The organism is Arthrobacter gandavensis (assembly GCF_015355785.1).
In the GTDB taxonomy this organism is placed as follows: domain Bacteria; phylum Actinomycetota; class Actinomycetes; order Actinomycetales; family Micrococcaceae; genus Arthrobacter_B; species Arthrobacter_B gandavensis_A.
This window is the reverse complement of the sequence record NZ_JADKYW010000005.1, coordinates 958467-972984: the sequence shown is the minus strand read 5'-3', so window position 1 is coordinate 972984 and position 14518 is coordinate 958467. Positions and strand designations below refer to the sequence as shown.

12 protein-coding genes are annotated in these 14518 nt (G+C 67.6%); 2 read left to right on the top strand and 10 right to left on the bottom strand.

Annotated elements, in window-relative coordinates:
- Positions 1–281 precede the first annotated feature (281 nt).
- Complete coding sequence (mgtA, locus tag ITX31_RS09690) at positions 282–2963, bottom strand: magnesium-translocating P-type ATPase (protein ID WP_194783170.1); 2682 nt, start codon at positions 2961–2963, stop codon at positions 282–284.
- Positions 2964–3295: 332 nt separating this feature from the next.
- Between mgtA and ITX31_RS09685 the strand changes: the two genes are divergently transcribed.
- Positions 3296–4375 (top strand): alkene reductase, encoded by a 1080-nt coding sequence (locus ITX31_RS09685; protein WP_194783169.1) that lies wholly within the window; start codon positions 3296–3298, stop codon positions 4373–4375.
- A 37-nt stretch (positions 4376–4412) separates the two neighbouring features.
- Here ITX31_RS09685 and ITX31_RS09680 read toward each other — a convergent pair whose 3' ends face one another.
- A complete protein-coding gene (locus ITX31_RS09680; RefSeq protein ID WP_194783168.1) occupies positions 4413–5132 on the bottom strand; it encodes a TetR/AcrR family transcriptional regulator C-terminal domain-containing protein in 720 nt (239 codons plus the stop codon).
- A gap of 248 nt (positions 5133–5380) precedes the next feature.
- On the opposite strand from ITX31_RS09680, the gene ITX31_RS09675 reads away from it, so the two are divergent.
- A complete protein-coding gene (locus tag ITX31_RS09675) occupies positions 5381–5695 on the top strand; it encodes a primase-like DNA-binding domain-containing protein (protein WP_194783167.1) in 315 nt (104 codons plus the stop codon).
- Positions 5696–5720: 25 nt separating this feature from the next.
- Here ITX31_RS09675 and ITX31_RS09670 read toward each other — a convergent pair whose 3' ends face one another.
- The 8 genes from ITX31_RS09670 to ITX31_RS09640 all read right to left on the bottom strand — a co-directional run bounded on the left by ITX31_RS09670 (position 5721) and on the right by ITX31_RS09640 (position 14456).
- The gene (locus ITX31_RS09670) at positions 5721–6071 is read right to left on the bottom strand and encodes a nuclear transport factor 2 family protein (protein WP_194783166.1); all 351 of its coding nucleotides are present in this window, start codon (positions 6069–6071) and stop codon (positions 5721–5723) included.
- Between the two features lie 343 nt (positions 6072–6414).
- Positions 6415–7674 (bottom strand): glycosyltransferase 87 family protein, encoded by a 1260-nt coding sequence (locus tag ITX31_RS09665; protein WP_194783165.1) that lies wholly within the window; start codon positions 7672–7674, stop codon positions 6415–6417.
- A gap of 22 nt (positions 7675–7696) precedes the next feature.
- Positions 7697–8254 (bottom strand): TOPRIM nucleotidyl transferase/hydrolase domain-containing protein, encoded by a 558-nt coding sequence (locus ITX31_RS09660; RefSeq protein ID WP_194783164.1) that lies wholly within the window; start codon positions 8252–8254, stop codon positions 7697–7699.
- A gap of 18 nt (positions 8255–8272) precedes the next feature.
- Positions 8273–8698, bottom strand: a complete 426-nt coding sequence (locus ITX31_RS09655; RefSeq protein WP_194783163.1) for a hypothetical protein — start codon at positions 8696–8698, stop codon at positions 8273–8275.
- A gap of 115 nt (positions 8699–8813) precedes the next feature.
- The gene (locus ITX31_RS15840) at positions 8814–9965 is read right to left on the bottom strand and encodes an aminotransferase class III-fold pyridoxal phosphate-dependent enzyme (protein ID WP_267240603.1); all 1152 of its coding nucleotides are present in this window, start codon (positions 9963–9965) and stop codon (positions 8814–8816) included.
- A 311-nt stretch (positions 9966–10276) separates the two neighbouring features.
- Positions 10277–11710, bottom strand: a complete 1434-nt coding sequence (locus ITX31_RS15835) for a phosphotransferase (protein ID WP_228529123.1) — start codon at positions 11708–11710, stop codon at positions 10277–10279.
- Between the two features lie 128 nt (positions 11711–11838).
- Positions 11839–12297 (bottom strand): universal stress protein, encoded by a 459-nt coding sequence (locus ITX31_RS09645; RefSeq protein WP_194783162.1) that lies wholly within the window; start codon positions 12295–12297, stop codon positions 11839–11841.
- Between the two features lie 194 nt (positions 12298–12491).
- Positions 12492–14456, bottom strand: coding sequence for a heavy metal translocating P-type ATPase (locus ITX31_RS09640; protein ID WP_194783161.1), 1965 nt, complete (start codon positions 14454–14456; stop codon positions 12492–12494).
- Positions 14457–14518: the final 62 nt, after the last annotated feature.

Here is a 14518-nt window from a genome sequence, read left to right as displayed (position 1 = left end):
CGTGTACCGGCCCGAGCCTGCCAGGCCGAGCACCGAGGAAAGGACGGCAGCCGCCGCGGCTATGAGGGAGGCCGCTACGGCTTGCCCGAACCAGCGCCTCATCGGAAATGGCTTGTCCATTGAACACACCCTGCCGGCCATCTGCATCGTGCCCGTTGAGACCTATCCACATGGTAGGCCGGTCACTTCACGGGAGGAAGCACCGAGTGCCCTGAACACACGGGGAATCGGCGGGATACAGGCATGCAGGACCCAACTGCGGGAAGCCGGGTTGGGACCGGTTAGGCCGGGTTCCGGTGTTCATCGGCCGCACCGGAGGTCCGCGCCGCAAACCGGGCCGAACGCCGGTGGACGCGGTGCCGGTAGCCCCGGGCACGCATGGGAAGCCGCCCGGCTCCGGGCTGGGCAGACCTGCGGAAGAACCAGCGCTTGGCCAGTTCAACGCACACCAGGTACAGGACCACCATCCCCACCAGGGCCAGGAAGAACGCCGCCGGCAGCGGCGAGAAGCCCAACAGGCCGGAAACCGGCGAGTAGGGAAGCCAGACGCCCAGGGCAACGACTGCCAGGGATGCCAGGAGCGGGCCGCGTGACGGGCGGCTGCGGAAAAACGGGGTGCGGCGGGTCCTAATGGCAAAGATGATCAGGGTTTGCGTGGCGATTGACTCGATGAACCAGCCGCTCTGGAATTCGCTCTGGCCCGCGTGGAACACGAAGAGCATCAGGGCAAAGGTCGCGAAATCAAAGATGGAACTTATCGGACCGAACAAAAACATGAACCTACGGATATGGCCGATGTCCCAGTGGGCCGGCGCGTGCAGCTGCTCCGGGTCCACGCGGTCCCCCGGGATGGCGAGCTGGCCGGAATCGTAGAGCAGGTTGTTGGTCAGGATCTGGCCGGGGAGCATAGTGAGGAACGGCAGGGCCACCGAGGCGACGGAGGCGCTGAACATGTTCCCAAAGTTGCTCGACGTTCCCATCAGTACGTATTTGATGGTGTTCGCGAAGATGCGCCGCCCTTCGGTTACCCCGTCAGCCAGCACCCCCAGGTCCTTGTTGAGCAGCAGGACGTCCGCGGCGTCCTTGGCGACGTCGGCGGCCGTCTCCACGGAAATCCCGACGTCCGCGTCATGCAGGGCCGGTGCGTCGTTCACCCCGTCGCCCAGAAAGCCGACGGCGCGTCCGGAGCGCCGCAGCAGGCGCACAAGACGGGATTTCTGTTCCGGGGATACCCGGGCAAAGATCGTTGCGTCCGCCGCGGCGGCCCGGAGGGCGTCGTCGTCCATGGCTTCGATCTCGGGACCGGTGAGCGTGCCGCCCGAACTGATGCCGATGTCCGCCAGGACTTTTTCGGCGACCAGGGCATGGTCCCCGGTGGCGATCTTGACCCGCACGCCAAGCTGGGAAAGCTGCTCGAGCGAGTCCCGGGCGTCGGGCTTGGGCGGGTCCAGGAACACCAGGAATCCGAGCAGGGCCAGTCCGCTCTCGTCTCCGGGCACCAGATGGTCCAGGCCGCGGCCGGATTTGGACGCCACCGCGACGACGCGCGCTCCGGCGTCGTACTGCCGGGCCAGAACCGCCTGTGCCTCCGGCGGCACTGCCGGACAACGGCGCATCACGTCCTCCGGTGAGCCCTTGGTGACCACGAGCTGCTGATCGTCGGGTGTCCGGACCAGCGCACTGGTCATCCGCCGTTGGTGGTCGAACGGAATCAGGTCCAGCCGCTCGAATGCTTCGGGCCCCGGCCCCGGCGGGCGGTCGGCGGCCCACAGCGCGGCATCGAGCGGGTTGAGGCCGGTCACCTGGTCCTGTGCCGAGGCGTAATCGGTTTCGGTGGCCAGCAGGCCATAGAGGTTGACGTGGCTGACTTCCACGGGGGAAGCGGATCCGGTTGCGGAAAGGGCCGCAGAGAAGCTGATCTGCCCCTGGGTCAGGGTTCCGGTTTTGTCCGTCACGAGGATGTCCATGTCACCAAGGTCCTCAATGCACACCATGCGCTTCACCAGCACTCGGCGCCGGGCAAGACCCCGCGAGCCGGCGGCCAGGCTGGCACTGACGACGGCGGGAAGCAGCTGAGGCGTGATTCCCACCGCAATGGCCAGCGAGAACAGCAGGGAATCCAGAATGGGCCGCTGCAGCAGCACGTTGGCCACAAAGATCAGCGTGGTTAGGACGACTGCCACCTGCAGCAGGAGCACCGAAAAACGGCCGAGGCCGCGCTGGAACTCGGTTTGCGGCTGCGCGGTGGCCAGCGCCCCCGCTATCTGCCCGAATTCCGTCCGGCGTCCGGTGGCCACCACCACGGCGCTCGCCCCGCCGGAGCGCACCACCGTTCCCATCAGGACGCAGGACGCCAGATCCCCAATCCCCATCCCCGGGCGGACGGGGTTCGCGGACTTTCCTGCCGGCAGGGATTCCCCGGTCACCATGGCCTCGTCGCAGGAGAGGCTGTGGGCCTGCAGGATCCGCATGTCCGCCGGAACCACGGACCCCACGCTGAGCTGAACCACATCCCCGGGAACCAGGTTCGTGACATCCGCGGAAACCGGCGTTCCGTCCCGCAGCACGGTCACCGTGTGGCGGAGCTGGTCATGCAGTGCGTCGGCGGCCTGCTCGGCCCGGAACTCGTTGACGAAACCGAGCGCAACGCTTGCCGTGAGGATGACGGCAATGATCGCCGCATTTGCCCCCTCGCCAAGGAACACCGAGACCGCGGCCGTCACGAACAGCAGCAGGAGAATGGGACTTCGAAGCTGCCGGCCGAGGATGAGCCACGGCCGGGCCCTGCGGGCGCGGAGCACATTCGGACCGGTGGAGGCCAGCCTGCGTCCGGCTTCTTCGGCGGTGAGTCCCCGGCCATCCGAATGCAGGAGCCGCAGCACGGCATCCGCGTCCATGGCGGCGGCAGCATCCAGCCCGGGCACGTCAACGCCCCTGTCCGCCGCTGCCGCCTGAGCGTCCATGCAGTCTCCACTGGTGTTGGTGCCACTGGGGCTATTCGACACCCAACGCAGCGTTTTGCGGTAGGGGTAGCTTTGGACCGGCGGGCCCGGCCGGGCATTGGACATGGTCCGGAACGCAGGAGCCCGCCGGCCCGCTGGGCCGGCGGCAGGAAACCAAAATCTGGTCCGGGCTGAAGCGCAGGCTGGAGGGCCGCGGATCCGCAGGCAGCGGAGAGCGGATGTGATCTTCGCGGCTGCCGGAATATCCGCGACGTGGCTTGAGGTTGTGGCTGGGTGTACGAACGTCGGGACAATCCCTGCCCTGATGCGGTCGAGAGAAAGTACCTGCCCCAGTGAACCTGTTTACTCCGCTGTCCGTCGGCACCATGGAACTGTCCAACCGCCTGGTGATGGCTCCGCTGACCCGCATGCGCGCTGACCTGTCCGGCGTCCCCACTGACATCATGGTGGACTACTACCGTCAGCGCGCCTCCCTTGGCCTGATTGTCAGTGAGGGCATCTATCCGTCCTTCACCGGACAGGGCAACACCCGCATGCCCGGTTTGGTCACCGACGAGCACGTCGCCGGCTGGAAGCGCGTCACCGATGCCGTGCACGAGGCCGGCGGGCGGATTGTCGCCCAGCTGATGCACTCCGGCCGGGTGGCCCATGAGAACGTCAACGGCGGCCGCCGGCCGGTGGCTCCCAGCGCGATTGCGCTCTCGGGCGAAGCGCACACCTACGACGGCAAGCAGCCTTACCCCGTGCCGCACGCCCTGACCGAAGCTGAACTTCCCGGCGTGGCCCAGGAATTCGCCTCCGCCGCAGCCAATGCCATGCGGGCAGGGTTCGACGGCGTTGAGCTGCACGGTGCCAACGGCTACCTGCTGCAGGAATTCCTCTCACCCGTCTCCAACACCCGTACCGATTCCTACGGCGGTTCTCCGGAAAACCGGGCTCGTTTCGTTCTCGAGGCCTTCCACGCCGTCGTCGCGGCTGTTGGTGCGGAGCACACCGGCATTCGCATCTCTCCGGAACACAACATCCAGGACGTGCTGGAAACCGACCGCGAGGACGTGCTGGCCACTTACACCGCCCTGGTGGACGGCATTGCGCCGCTGAAGCCGGCCTACCTCAGCATCCTGCACAAGGACCCGGCTGATGACCTGGTCCAGGAGCTGCGCCGCCGCTTCGCCGGGCCGGTGCTGCTGAACACCGGCTTCGGTGTGGAAACTACCCGTGAGTCCGCGCTCGCGCTGCTGGAGGAGGACCTGGCGGACGCCGTCGTCGTCGGCCGTCCTGCCCTGGCCAACCCGGACCTTGCCCGCCGCTGGCAGGAAGGCGCTGAGCTGAACGCGCCCGACTACGCCACGTTCTACACCGACGGCGCCGCCGGGTACACCGACTACCCGGAGCTGGCTCCGGTTTCCTAGCCGCTCCGGTTCCGGCCGGCTGCAGCCAGCTCGCCCGTCAAAGGGGGTAGCGGCCGTGGCCGGCCGGATCCTTCTGAAGTTTCTGCGCCAGTCCGGACAGCAGGATATCCAGCGCCTCATCCAGCTCCGCGGCGCCGTCGTACTCCGCCAGGACAGGTGCCAGCTCCCGGAGCCGGGGAAAGTCCCGTGGCGGAAGCCGGTACAGGGCGAGGCGCAGCAAAGGGTCCTCCTCTTCGGGATTCACGACGGTTTCCTGGAGCTCATTGAGAATGTGGCCGTAGAGGAACCCGTAGTAGGTCCGGTAGGCGTGCAGCGCGTCGGCGGGCGTGAAGCCGGCATGGACCAGCAGGGCGACGATCAGCTCCAGTGGCCGCAGCATTCCGAGCGGCCGCATGCCCAGCGGAGTGGACAGGGGCCGGGTGACCAGCAGCGGCACGGCGTGGGGGTGCAGGAGTGCCAGCCGCCGGACGTCGTGGGCGGTGCGGCGCAGCTGCTCCTGCCAGTCCGGGGCATCCGGATCAATGGCAAGCTCATCCAGGATCAGTTCGGCGACGCCGTCCAGCAGTTCCGCACGGCTGGCAGCGTAGCGGTAGAGGGCCATCGGATCGCACTGCAGTTCCTGGCCCAGCCGCCGCATGCTCAGGGCGTCCAGTCCGCCTGAGTCCACCATTCGCAGCGCCGTCCTGAGTACCAGCTTCCGGGTCAGCCGGGGTTTGGCGGAACCTTTCTCGTGCGGCGTTCGCTGCGGCGGAGCCATGGGTTGATTTCCGTTTCTTTGGGGGGACAGCGCTCGTCAGAACTCTATCCGTAAGCTTGCTTAGGAGGCAGTCTACAGCTAGCGTCTACGGTGTAGAACGTTCACGGCTTCCAGGCCCCAGCTACTGTGCTGCCGCACCCACCGACCACTCCGACCGCGCATCCCCAGTTCGTTCAGGGGGCGGCGGCGGCATCCGGGACACTTCCGGACCCCTGCATCACCCGCACAACGTTTCAGAGCTGAGAATCATGGATACGAATACGCAGCAGGTTCGGCAGTTCCTCGCCGAATGCACCGTCCGGGACCTCGACGACAGCGACGTCCTCCCCGTCGCGGATCTCTACGGCATGTACATCATTTGGTGTGAGCACAACGACGGCACCACAGTGGCAGCCCCCACCTTTTCCCGGATGGTGCGGAGCGACGGCATCGGCACCGGAATACGGCGCAGGGAAAACGTGTTCACCGGAGTGACAGCAACCGGCCCCATCCCCATCCAGTACATCCTGGAGACAGACAAAGGGCTTGGACGCAACAGCATGCTGGCGGGGATGCGCGGCTGATCCAGCCTCCCCTGACGATCAGCGCCTAGGCGACGGGCACGATGTAAGAGTCGACTTCGCTGATCAACCCGTCCCGGAACGTGATCACATCGCAGTAGTTGAAGAAGACCGGGCCGATGGTCCGGTGTACGCCGTGGCCGGCGCCGGTAATGGCGGTGGTGTTGCCCTCGGTGACCATGCGTTCCATGGTGAGGTCCGGAGAACCCTCGAAGCCCGGCTCGCCGATCTCGGCGTCGAACTCTGCCTTGCCGCGGGCGGTGCGAGACCCGTGGATGCGCCACACGACGTCGTCCGTCAGGCAGGCGAGGATCGCCTGATGGTCACTGCGCCGGAAGCCATCCAGGTACTTGCTCACCAGTTCCCGCTGCGTGCTCATGACTGGACCTTCTTTCGCCTGGCATCCGGGGGTGCCGGATCCACCGCCGGAGACCGAATGCTGGCTACGCTAGCCGTTTTTGCCCGCTGCAGGAACAGCCGGGCGCTTCCCGCGGCTCCGGGAAAGGGAGGATACCGGCCACAGCTCGTGCCGCAGTACAGCCGTGGACAGAGCGGATCGACCAGCGGATCGCGGAGCTGGAGGACCTCCGGATGTCCCTGGAAGACTGCATCGGCTGCGGCTGTCTCTCGATGACTGCCTGCGGGATCCTTAATCCGCAGGACCAGGCGGCGGAGGAGGGCTCGGGTGCCCGCTGGTCGGGCCGCCGAAAGCGTCCTTAGGCCTACGTAGCCGAACCCTGCACGTCCGCCGCCGAACTGGCTCCTGCTCCTCCGCGCACCGCCCTGGCGGCATTGACGGTAATGACTCCGGCCGCGGCGATTGCCGCGAACATCCAGACGGAGGAAACCAGTTCCAGCCACCATGGCCCCCACCCCCGGATAGTCCCGGACTGGGCCAGACTCAGCGTCAGCGACGAAAACAGGAACAGCAGATACAGCGAGCCGGCCCCGCACCACAGCCGCCGCTTGCGCCGCCGGGATACACCTGGCGGGAACACTAGCGCAGGAACCAGCAGGACAAACCACACCCAGTGGTGGAACCAGCTGATCGGTGAAATCACCAGCATGACCAGGGCTGCGATGCCGACGGCGGAGAGCCGGTCCTGCGCGGCAAGCAGTTTTCGGATGGCGGCGTACCCTCCGCAGGCGGCGGCAAGGGAAAGCACTGCCCAGAGAGCCGCCGCAGAGCCGTCGGAGAGCCCCAGCCGCTGGGTGAAGGCCCGCAGCGTGAGGCTGTACATATCGTCGTCGTTCCCCACCCGGGTGGTGGAGAACAGCGCTTCCGTCCAGTAGCGCACGGATCCCTGCAGTGTCAGGGCGAAGCCGGCGGCGACGGATCCGAAAAACCCGATGCCAAGCCAGAGAACAGCCTTCCAGTCCTTTTGGGCGGCGAAGAAAAGGCCCATGGCCAGTGGAGTCAGCTTCACTCCGGCAGCCAGTCCGGTGAGCAGGCCTCGTGGCAGGAACCTGTGCCGTTCAAGCAGGTCCCACAGGATGACAAGCATCAGTACGGCATTGACCTGGCCGAAGGACAGGCCTTCGCGCCACGGCGCTGACAGGCCGGTCAGAACCACCATCGCCCCCGCGGCCAAAGTCCCCCGTCCCGGAGGCAGCACCTGCAGGCGGTGCCTGATTGCCGGCGCGTGCCGAGCAATCAGCAGGGAGACGGCGATCAGGCAAGCGGTGAGGAACGCCGTGTGCGCCGCGGCCCCAAGGGCAGAAGGGAGCACGGCATAGGGCAGGAAGAATACGACGGCGAATGGCGGGTACGTGAACGGCAGCCAGAAGTCTTCCCGAACCTGCCACAGTTGCGCATCGTAGAGAGCCGTGGTCCCGTCCATGCCCAGGAAGGCTCGTGCGCCTGCCCGGTAAATGAAGAAATCCAGGTTGTGCACTCCGGCTGCGAGGACTGTCAGGGCTCCGGCCTGGAATAGCACCGCCACCAGCGGCAGCCGGCTGGGGGTCCGGGATCTGGAAGGCATCCGGACAGCCTAGGGTGCAGAGTCAGTCTTCGGCGGACCGACATGCCGCCGCAAGGCGGGCCAAGGGGTCCGGAACGTCCGCCGGAGCCAGGGCGCCCACCAGCAGCGGTGCGTAGCGGATCTTGTTGCCGGACCGGCCGGCCAGGAAGCGGTGCAGCTGCTCCTCCACGGTCAGCTTCCTGAGCGAAGGCTGGCGCTGCAGGAGCCGGAAGGACCCAAGCTCGCCCTCAGCGGCAATGATGTCCACTACGACGCCGGCACCGAGTGCCCGGATCAGCTCGTCTTCGAGGTCCGTCCGGCAGACCTGGAACCCCCGCCCCGGCAGGTCTCCGGAGCCGATGCCCGCCCGGTCCAACGCCCGCCGGACGTACCAGGCCTCAGCTTCGTCGCAGAGCCCGAGCAGCCGGTGGCCGGCGCCGTCGGGCCCGTACCGGGCCAGGAACCGGGCGATGTTGGTGACGCCGCCCATCGGCACCACGGTGATGTTTTCCGCCGCGGGGTCAAGGCCGGAGTGGCCGGCGAGTACCTGGAGTGCCAGCCGGTCGCTTTCGCCTTCCACCAGGACCGTCGTCGCGCGCATGCCTCCAGTATGGCGGCCCTAGCGGGTGGCGTCGGTGAGGACGAGCGCAAAGGACAGCGGCTCATCCACGGACTCGACGGTGACATCAAACTCGGAGCCCCGCGGGAAGTTGTCAAAGAGCGTGCGGGTGGGGTTTTCCGTGGTGCCGCAGGGCACCGTGCGGGCCTCCTGCCCGGTCACCCGCAGGCGCAGTTCACCCTCAGTTTGGGACGCGCCCTCGGACCCGCAGGCAAGATACGCGGCGACCGTCTGGCCCTCGGAGACGAAGGTGGACGTTACACCGGAGGAGGAGAAGCCCTCAATGGCACCCAGTCCCGTCTCCGGGGCGGGGTGGACGGGCAGCCGGTCCTGTACCGGTGGAAGCTGCTCCGTCGGGGCGGCCTGGGAACAGCCGCCCAGCAGCAGGGCCGCGGCGCCGACGGCGGCGAGGTTTTTCAAGCGCATGGTGCCTCCCGGAATCTGGCAGTCCAGCTGCCAGGCGTTCTGGGAACGGCGGCTGGTCCACGGTGACCTGATAATTGGACAGCGTACAGTACGCGTTTTGGCGGCCCGGGCGGGCTCACCAGCCTTCGGTCAGCACCCGGTCCAGCATGGACAGGAAGAACAGCGCGCTCTCCGACGTGAAGCACAGCGGCGGCTTCACCTTGAGGATGTTCTGCCGGTCCCCGGTGGGCAGCACAATCACCCCGAGCTCCAGCATGCGCTCGCAGATTGCACGGGTCTCCTCGGTGGCCGGTTCCAGCGTCTGCCGGTCCCGGACGAACTCCACGCCCTGGTACAGGCCCATGCCGTGCACCGCACCGATCAGGGCATGCCGGGCCATCAGTTCGCGGAACCCGTCGGTGAGCAGCTGCCCCACGGCGTCGGCGTTTTCCTGCAGCCGCTCCTTCTCGATCACGTCCAGCACCGTGACGCCGATCCGGCTGCTGAGCGTGCTGCCGCCGCCGGAGGAGAAGAACGAGCCCTCATCGGCCAGGGCGGCGGCGATTTCTTTCCGGGTGATCACCGCGCCGAGCGGATGTCCGTTGCCCATCGCCTTGGCCATGGTGATGATGTCCGGCAGCACGCCGTGTTCTTCGAAGCCCCAGAAGTGCCTGCCGAGTCGTCCGTAGCCCATCTGTACCTCGTCGCAGATGTTCACCCCGCCCTGCGCCCGGACCGCGGCGTACACCTGCTGCAGGTAACCCGGCGGCGTGCCGATCGCTCCGGCGTTGCCGTTGCGCGGCTCGGCGATGAACGTGCCAACCGGAGTACCGGCGTCGTTTAGCTGCCGCAGCTGGCGTACGACGTCGGCGGCGTAGGCCGCACCCGCGCCCTCGCCGCGGTGGCGGCCGCGGTAGGCGTTTGGCGCGTCGGCGATGTGGACCCAGTCCGGCCGGGTTTCAAGCGCCCGCGGATTGTCCGAGACGGAGGTGGAAACTGCGTCGGCGCCCAATGACCAGCCGTGGTAGGACTCGTGCACGCACAGTACGTCCGCTCGGCCGGTAAACGCCTTGGCCAGCCGCAGCGCCAGTTCCACGGCCTCGGAACCGCTGTTGACCAGCAGCACCGTATCGAAAGTCTCCGGAACCTTGGCCAGCAGCCGCTCGGACAGCTCGGCCACGGAGGCGTAGTGGAACCGCGAGTTCGTGTTCAGCCGCCGCCACTGCCGTGCTGCGGTCTCCGCAACCACCGGGTGCCCGTGGCCCAGCGCGGTCACGTTGTTCACCATGTCCAGGTAGTGCCGGCCCGAGGTGCTGATCAGGTGCTCTTTCCAGCCGCGCTCGATCCTCGGCGGGGCGTCATAGTAGTGCGACTGCAGGGCATCGTAGGCGTGCGTCCGGCGCTCCAGCAGGGACTCGTCCGCGGCGGGTGCGGCCGCACGGAGGCCGAACAGCGGCGACGGATCCAGGAACCCCGCGGAGAAGCCGGGGAACTCGGACGCCTTGACGAACCGCGGCGGCGTTCCGGGCGCGGGATAAGCCCCCGGCAGCTGCACCCACACGGTCAGCCGGTCCGCGGTTCCAAGCCGGGCGCCGGCGTCTACCGGCCCGTCTTGCGCGTCCAGCCGGAGGCCGGAAAGCACGACGGCGGCGTCAGCGCCTTCCAGCCGGACAGTTCCGTCCGGGGCGGCCAGGGTTCCGGAAAACGGGGCGTGGACGGCCGCCGGCGAGCCGGCACGGAGTTCGACGGCGAGGGCCATGGTCGCTCGGCATCGTTGGCAGCGGCGCGGGTGAGGCGGGCTTCGCCGAAGCGGGTCAGCGCGGCACCCGCGGCAGACGCATCGGCGAGGATGCGCTCTTCTTCGGCTGGGCCGTCGAGCCAGGACCCGTTGCGGAACTCCTCGCTGTCCCAGCTGAAGTCCACCGGGACCGGAGCAGGCAGTTCGGGCAGCAGCGGCAGCCAGGCCGAGGTGTCGGCCGGGGCGGCCAGCTCCATCCCCAGCGCCATCCGAATGGACGCCTCGGCAGCGTTCCAGTCATAGCGGGCCGGGACCTCGAACATGGCCCATTCCCGGTCCAGGGCGTCGGAGGCGTAGTCGTTTCCGGCGTCGATGGTGACCTGGTGTTCGCCGCTGACCGCCAGCACCGCACCCCGCAGCACGATCAGCGGCCATAGTGCCCGCACCTCGGCGTCGGACAGCGGTGCCTGCGCGTGGAAGGCGCGGATCATGGGCAGCACGGTCAGCGGACTGGCCGGGTCATGATGGAAAAGGGCGGAGCAGCCGACGGCCAGTTCGGCCACCCGCCAGCTGTACATCGCGTCGCTGAAGTCGATGATGCCGGCCAGTTCCACATCCCCGTGTGGTCCGGCAGTGCCGACGATGTTGTCATCCGTCAGGTCGCCGTGCACGGCCTGCACCGGCAGCCGGTCCTTTAGCGGCGCCAGGGAAGCACTGATGCGCTCCAGTGTCTGCAGCAGCAGGTCCCGCTTCCACTCCTCGCGGACGAAGGACAGCAGCGCAGCCACCACGTCCTCGCCGTGCCGCAAATCCCACTGCAGGAACCGGTCCAGCCCGGGGCTGTCCAGCCCGGCCAGCGCAGCGCTGGCCCGGCCCAGCCAATCGCCCAGAGCGGACCGCAGGGCCGGTCCCAGGTGCGGCCGGTCGATGACCGGTGTTCCCTCGACGTAGCTCAGCAGGCGCAGGCAGTGCTCCCGCCCGTCCAGCACGGCGGTTTCCACCAGTTTGCCGCTGACGGAGGCCAGCGGAAGCGGGGTGCTGAACCCGGCTGCGGTGAGGCATTCCATGGCGGCGTTCTGCGCCTCGATCTCGGCGCGGGAGAAAGCCGGATTGCTGATTTTCAGCAGCACGTTCGACCCGTCTGCGGCGGTCAGCCGGAAGTTGCGGTCCTGCTGGCTACCCAGTTCCTTGATGCCGGCCACGTCCAGGCCATAGAAATCCCCGGCCAGCCGGACGGCGTCGTCGGCGGAAACAACGGGGCGGGGCAGGCCCTCAGGCGCAATCAGTGCAGACATTGTCAGTTCCCGGATCTGTGGCGGTGGGTATTCAAACGATGATCCGCCATCGTATTCGGGCCCGGAACAGCCCTTCAATGAAGGAGTACATTATGACGCCGCTGCGGCCGCCGTCAGCGTTCAATGGATCAGGCGGAGGTTACCTCTCCGGCACCCGGAGGCTGTACCACCAGCACCGGGCATGCGGCGTGGCCCACCAGGTAGGAGCTCACGGAACCAAACAGGTGGCCGGCGAAGCGGCCGCGGCCGCGCCGCCCGAGAACCAGCATGGAGGCGTTTTTGCTTTCCCCGATGAGCGCTGCTTTGGGATTGCCGTGGATCAGGCGGGCCGTGACGTTGTGGGGCACCTGGTTGCCGAACGCCTTGGCAAGGGCATCCCGCTGCACTTTTTCAGCGCCTTCCCGGAAGTCTTCCGCCTGCAGGACAACATACCGGTCGTACAGCTGCGGGATTTCCCAGCACGTGACCGCTTCGACCGGCACGTCCAGCGGCACGGCGAGTGCCTGGGCTTGAAGAAGCGCCTGGACAGAGCTGTCCGAGCCATCTACTCCCACAATGATCTTCTTGAACTGAGCTGTTTCAGCCATGCCGTCCTCCTCCGGTCTGCCGGCAAATGTACTGCCGGAGAACCGGTGCCGCCAGAGCAGCCCGGTGTCCTCAGCAGGGCTTCGTGGCCAGGCGGCGTCGGTCTGCGTTCATGACTGTCTCCGGCCCTGGCATCCTGCAATCCGGCGGCCGCGTCCAGTGCGCGCTGAATGTCAGCTCCGGTGCTCGCCACGAGCTACACCGGGCCCGCCACCGTAGCCGGGGCAGCGGCGGCGGGTTTGGTGCTGCGCCGGAAGAAGGTCTTCCCGTGCAGGGCGCGCAGGGCATTGAGGATGGTAGCCAGGTCCACGAGCTCCTGGGTGAGCGCGCCGGCCACGGCCGGAATGAACCCGAATGCAGCCACCAGCATCAGCACCACGCTGAGGACGATGCCCAGCCAGATGCTGCCCAGGGCCACCCGCATGGTCCGCCTGCTGATGTCCATCGCGGTGGCGACCTTGGAGATGTCATCGGCGACGATCACGGCGTCTGCCGATTCGCTGGCGGCGGTCGACCCGCGGGCACCCATGGCGATGCCGACGTCGGCGGCCGCCAGTACGGGCGCGTCATTGACGCCGTCGCCCACCATAATCACCGGGCGCAGCGGCAGCTCGGCGACGGCCTTCACCTTGTCCTCCGGCAGCAGTTCGGCACGCACCGAGGAGATTCCCACCGTGCGGCCCATGCTCTCCGCGGTGGCCATGCCGTCGCCGGTGAGCATCACGGTCTCCTGGATTCCCAGTCCGCGCAGCCGCTCCAGGGTGGCTGCGGCGTTGTCGCGGGCCGTGTCGCTCAGGATCAGGGTGCCGGCGAAGCGCCCGTCCACGCTGAGGTACACCACCATCTGACCCGGAGCTAGGTCCACGGCCTGCGTTGAGCCGTCCACTTCCTCAATGAACCGGCGCTTGCCAACGCGCACGGTCCGTCCGGCAATGAAGGCTTCGACGCCGTTGGTCGCCACCTCCTGGGCGGTCTCCGCCGGCTGGACCGGCAGGCCGCGCTCCGCGGCGGAAGCCAGCACGGACGCGGCGAGCACGTGGGAGGAGTACTGCTCCGCAGATGCGGCCAGTCCTAGCAGCTCGTTGGCTGTGAAGCCGTTGACCGGGTTCACCGAGACCAGCTCCGGCCGGCCGTAGGTGAGTGTTCCCGTCTTGTCGAACGCGGCGCTGCGGGCCGCGGCGAGCTGTTCCAGCGTGGCCCCGCCCTTGACGATGATGCCGTGCCGCGCGCAGCGGCTCATTCCGCCCATGAACGCCACCGGTGCCGCGATCAGCAGCGGGCACGGGGTGGCGAGCACCAGCACCTCGGCGAACCGCACGGGATCACCGGACACCGCCCACGCCACCCCGGCGATCAGCAGCGAGACAATCGTGAAGGGGACGGCGAAACGGTCCGCCAGCCGCACCACCGGCGCCCGGGACTCCGAGGCTTCCTGCACCAGGGCGACGATGCGCTGGTACTGGCTGTCCGCCGTCGTCGCCGTGGCCTGGATGCGCACCGCGTGCGTTCCGTTGACCGACCCGCTCATCACCGTGTCCCCCTCGGACCGGGAGACCGGAATTGATTCACCGGTCAGGGACGATTCATCGAAAGCCGCCGCGGGGGAGAGCAGCACACCGTCCACAGGCACCACTTCGGCCGGCTTGATCAGCAGCACGTCGCCCACTGACACCTCGGTGGCCGGAATGTCCTCGGCCAGCTCGGCCGCGGGTTTGCCGGAGGCTTCGTTACCCCCGGTGTCCGCCCCGGACGGCAGCCGGTGTGCTATCTGCGGGGCGCGATCCAGCAGGGCATCGAGTTCGCCCTTGGCCCGGCCGGCCGCGTAGTCCTCCAGCGCCTCGCCGCCGGAGAGCATCAGCACGATGATCAGCGATGCCAGGTATTCACCAACGGCAATGGTGGCGAGCATGGCGATGACGGCCAGGATGTCCAGGCCCCAGTGGCCCCGCTTGATGTCCTGCACCATGCCGTAACCGGTGATGCCTACGATCCCAAGGGTGTAGAGGGTGGCAATCCACTGTGCCGGGCCGGAGGCCCCGGTTCCCCACAGGATCAGGACGACGGCGAGCACCAGCACGGTAGCCGCGACCACCGGATAATTCCGGACCGCGGATGTCAGGCGGGAAGCCGCCGTTTTCGGAGACGCTTCAGAAGAGGCCATGCTTTCGTTTTAGGCCTCTTCCGTCCCAGTTTCCAGCAAGAGAAGACTTGCCTAACCCTATG

Coding starts and splice junctions, on each gene's coding strand:
- mgtA (WP_194783170.1), bottom strand. CDS start 2,963: ATGGACGCTCAGGCGGCAGCGGCGGACAGGGGCGTTGACGTGCCCGGG.
- ITX31_RS09680 (WP_194783168.1), bottom strand. CDS start 5,132: ATGGCTCCGCCGCAGCGAACGCCGCACGAGAAAGGTTCCGCCAAACCC.
- ITX31_RS09675 (WP_194783167.1), top strand. CDS start 5,381: ATGGATACGAATACGCAGCAGGTTCGGCAGTTCCTCGCCGAATGCACC.
- ITX31_RS09670 (WP_194783166.1), bottom strand. CDS start 6,071: ATGAGCACGCAGCGGGAACTGGTGAGCAAGTACCTGGATGGCTTCCGG.
- ITX31_RS09665 (WP_194783165.1), bottom strand. CDS start 7,674: ATGCCTTCCAGATCCCGGACCCCCAGCCGGCTGCCGCTGGTGGCGGTG.
- ITX31_RS09660 (WP_194783164.1), bottom strand. CDS start 8,254: ATGCGCGCGACGACGGTCCTGGTGGAAGGCGAAAGCGACCGGCTGGCA.
- ITX31_RS09655 (WP_194783163.1), bottom strand. CDS start 8,698: ATGCGCTTGAAAAACCTCGCCGCCGTCGGCGCCGCGGCCCTGCTGCTG.
- ITX31_RS15840 (WP_267240603.1), bottom strand. CDS start 9,965: ATGGTGAACAACGTGACCGCGCTGGGCCACGGGCACCCGGTGGTTGCG.
- ITX31_RS15835 (WP_228529123.1), bottom strand. CDS start 11,710: ATGTCTGCACTGATTGCGCCTGAGGGCCTGCCCCGCCCCGTTGTTTCC.
- ITX31_RS09645 (WP_194783162.1), bottom strand. CDS start 12,297: ATGGCTGAAACAGCTCAGTTCAAGAAGATCATTGTGGGAGTAGATGGC.
- ITX31_RS09640 (WP_194783161.1), bottom strand. CDS start 14,456: ATGGCCTCTTCTGAAGCGTCTCCGAAAACGGCGGCTTCCCGCCTGACA.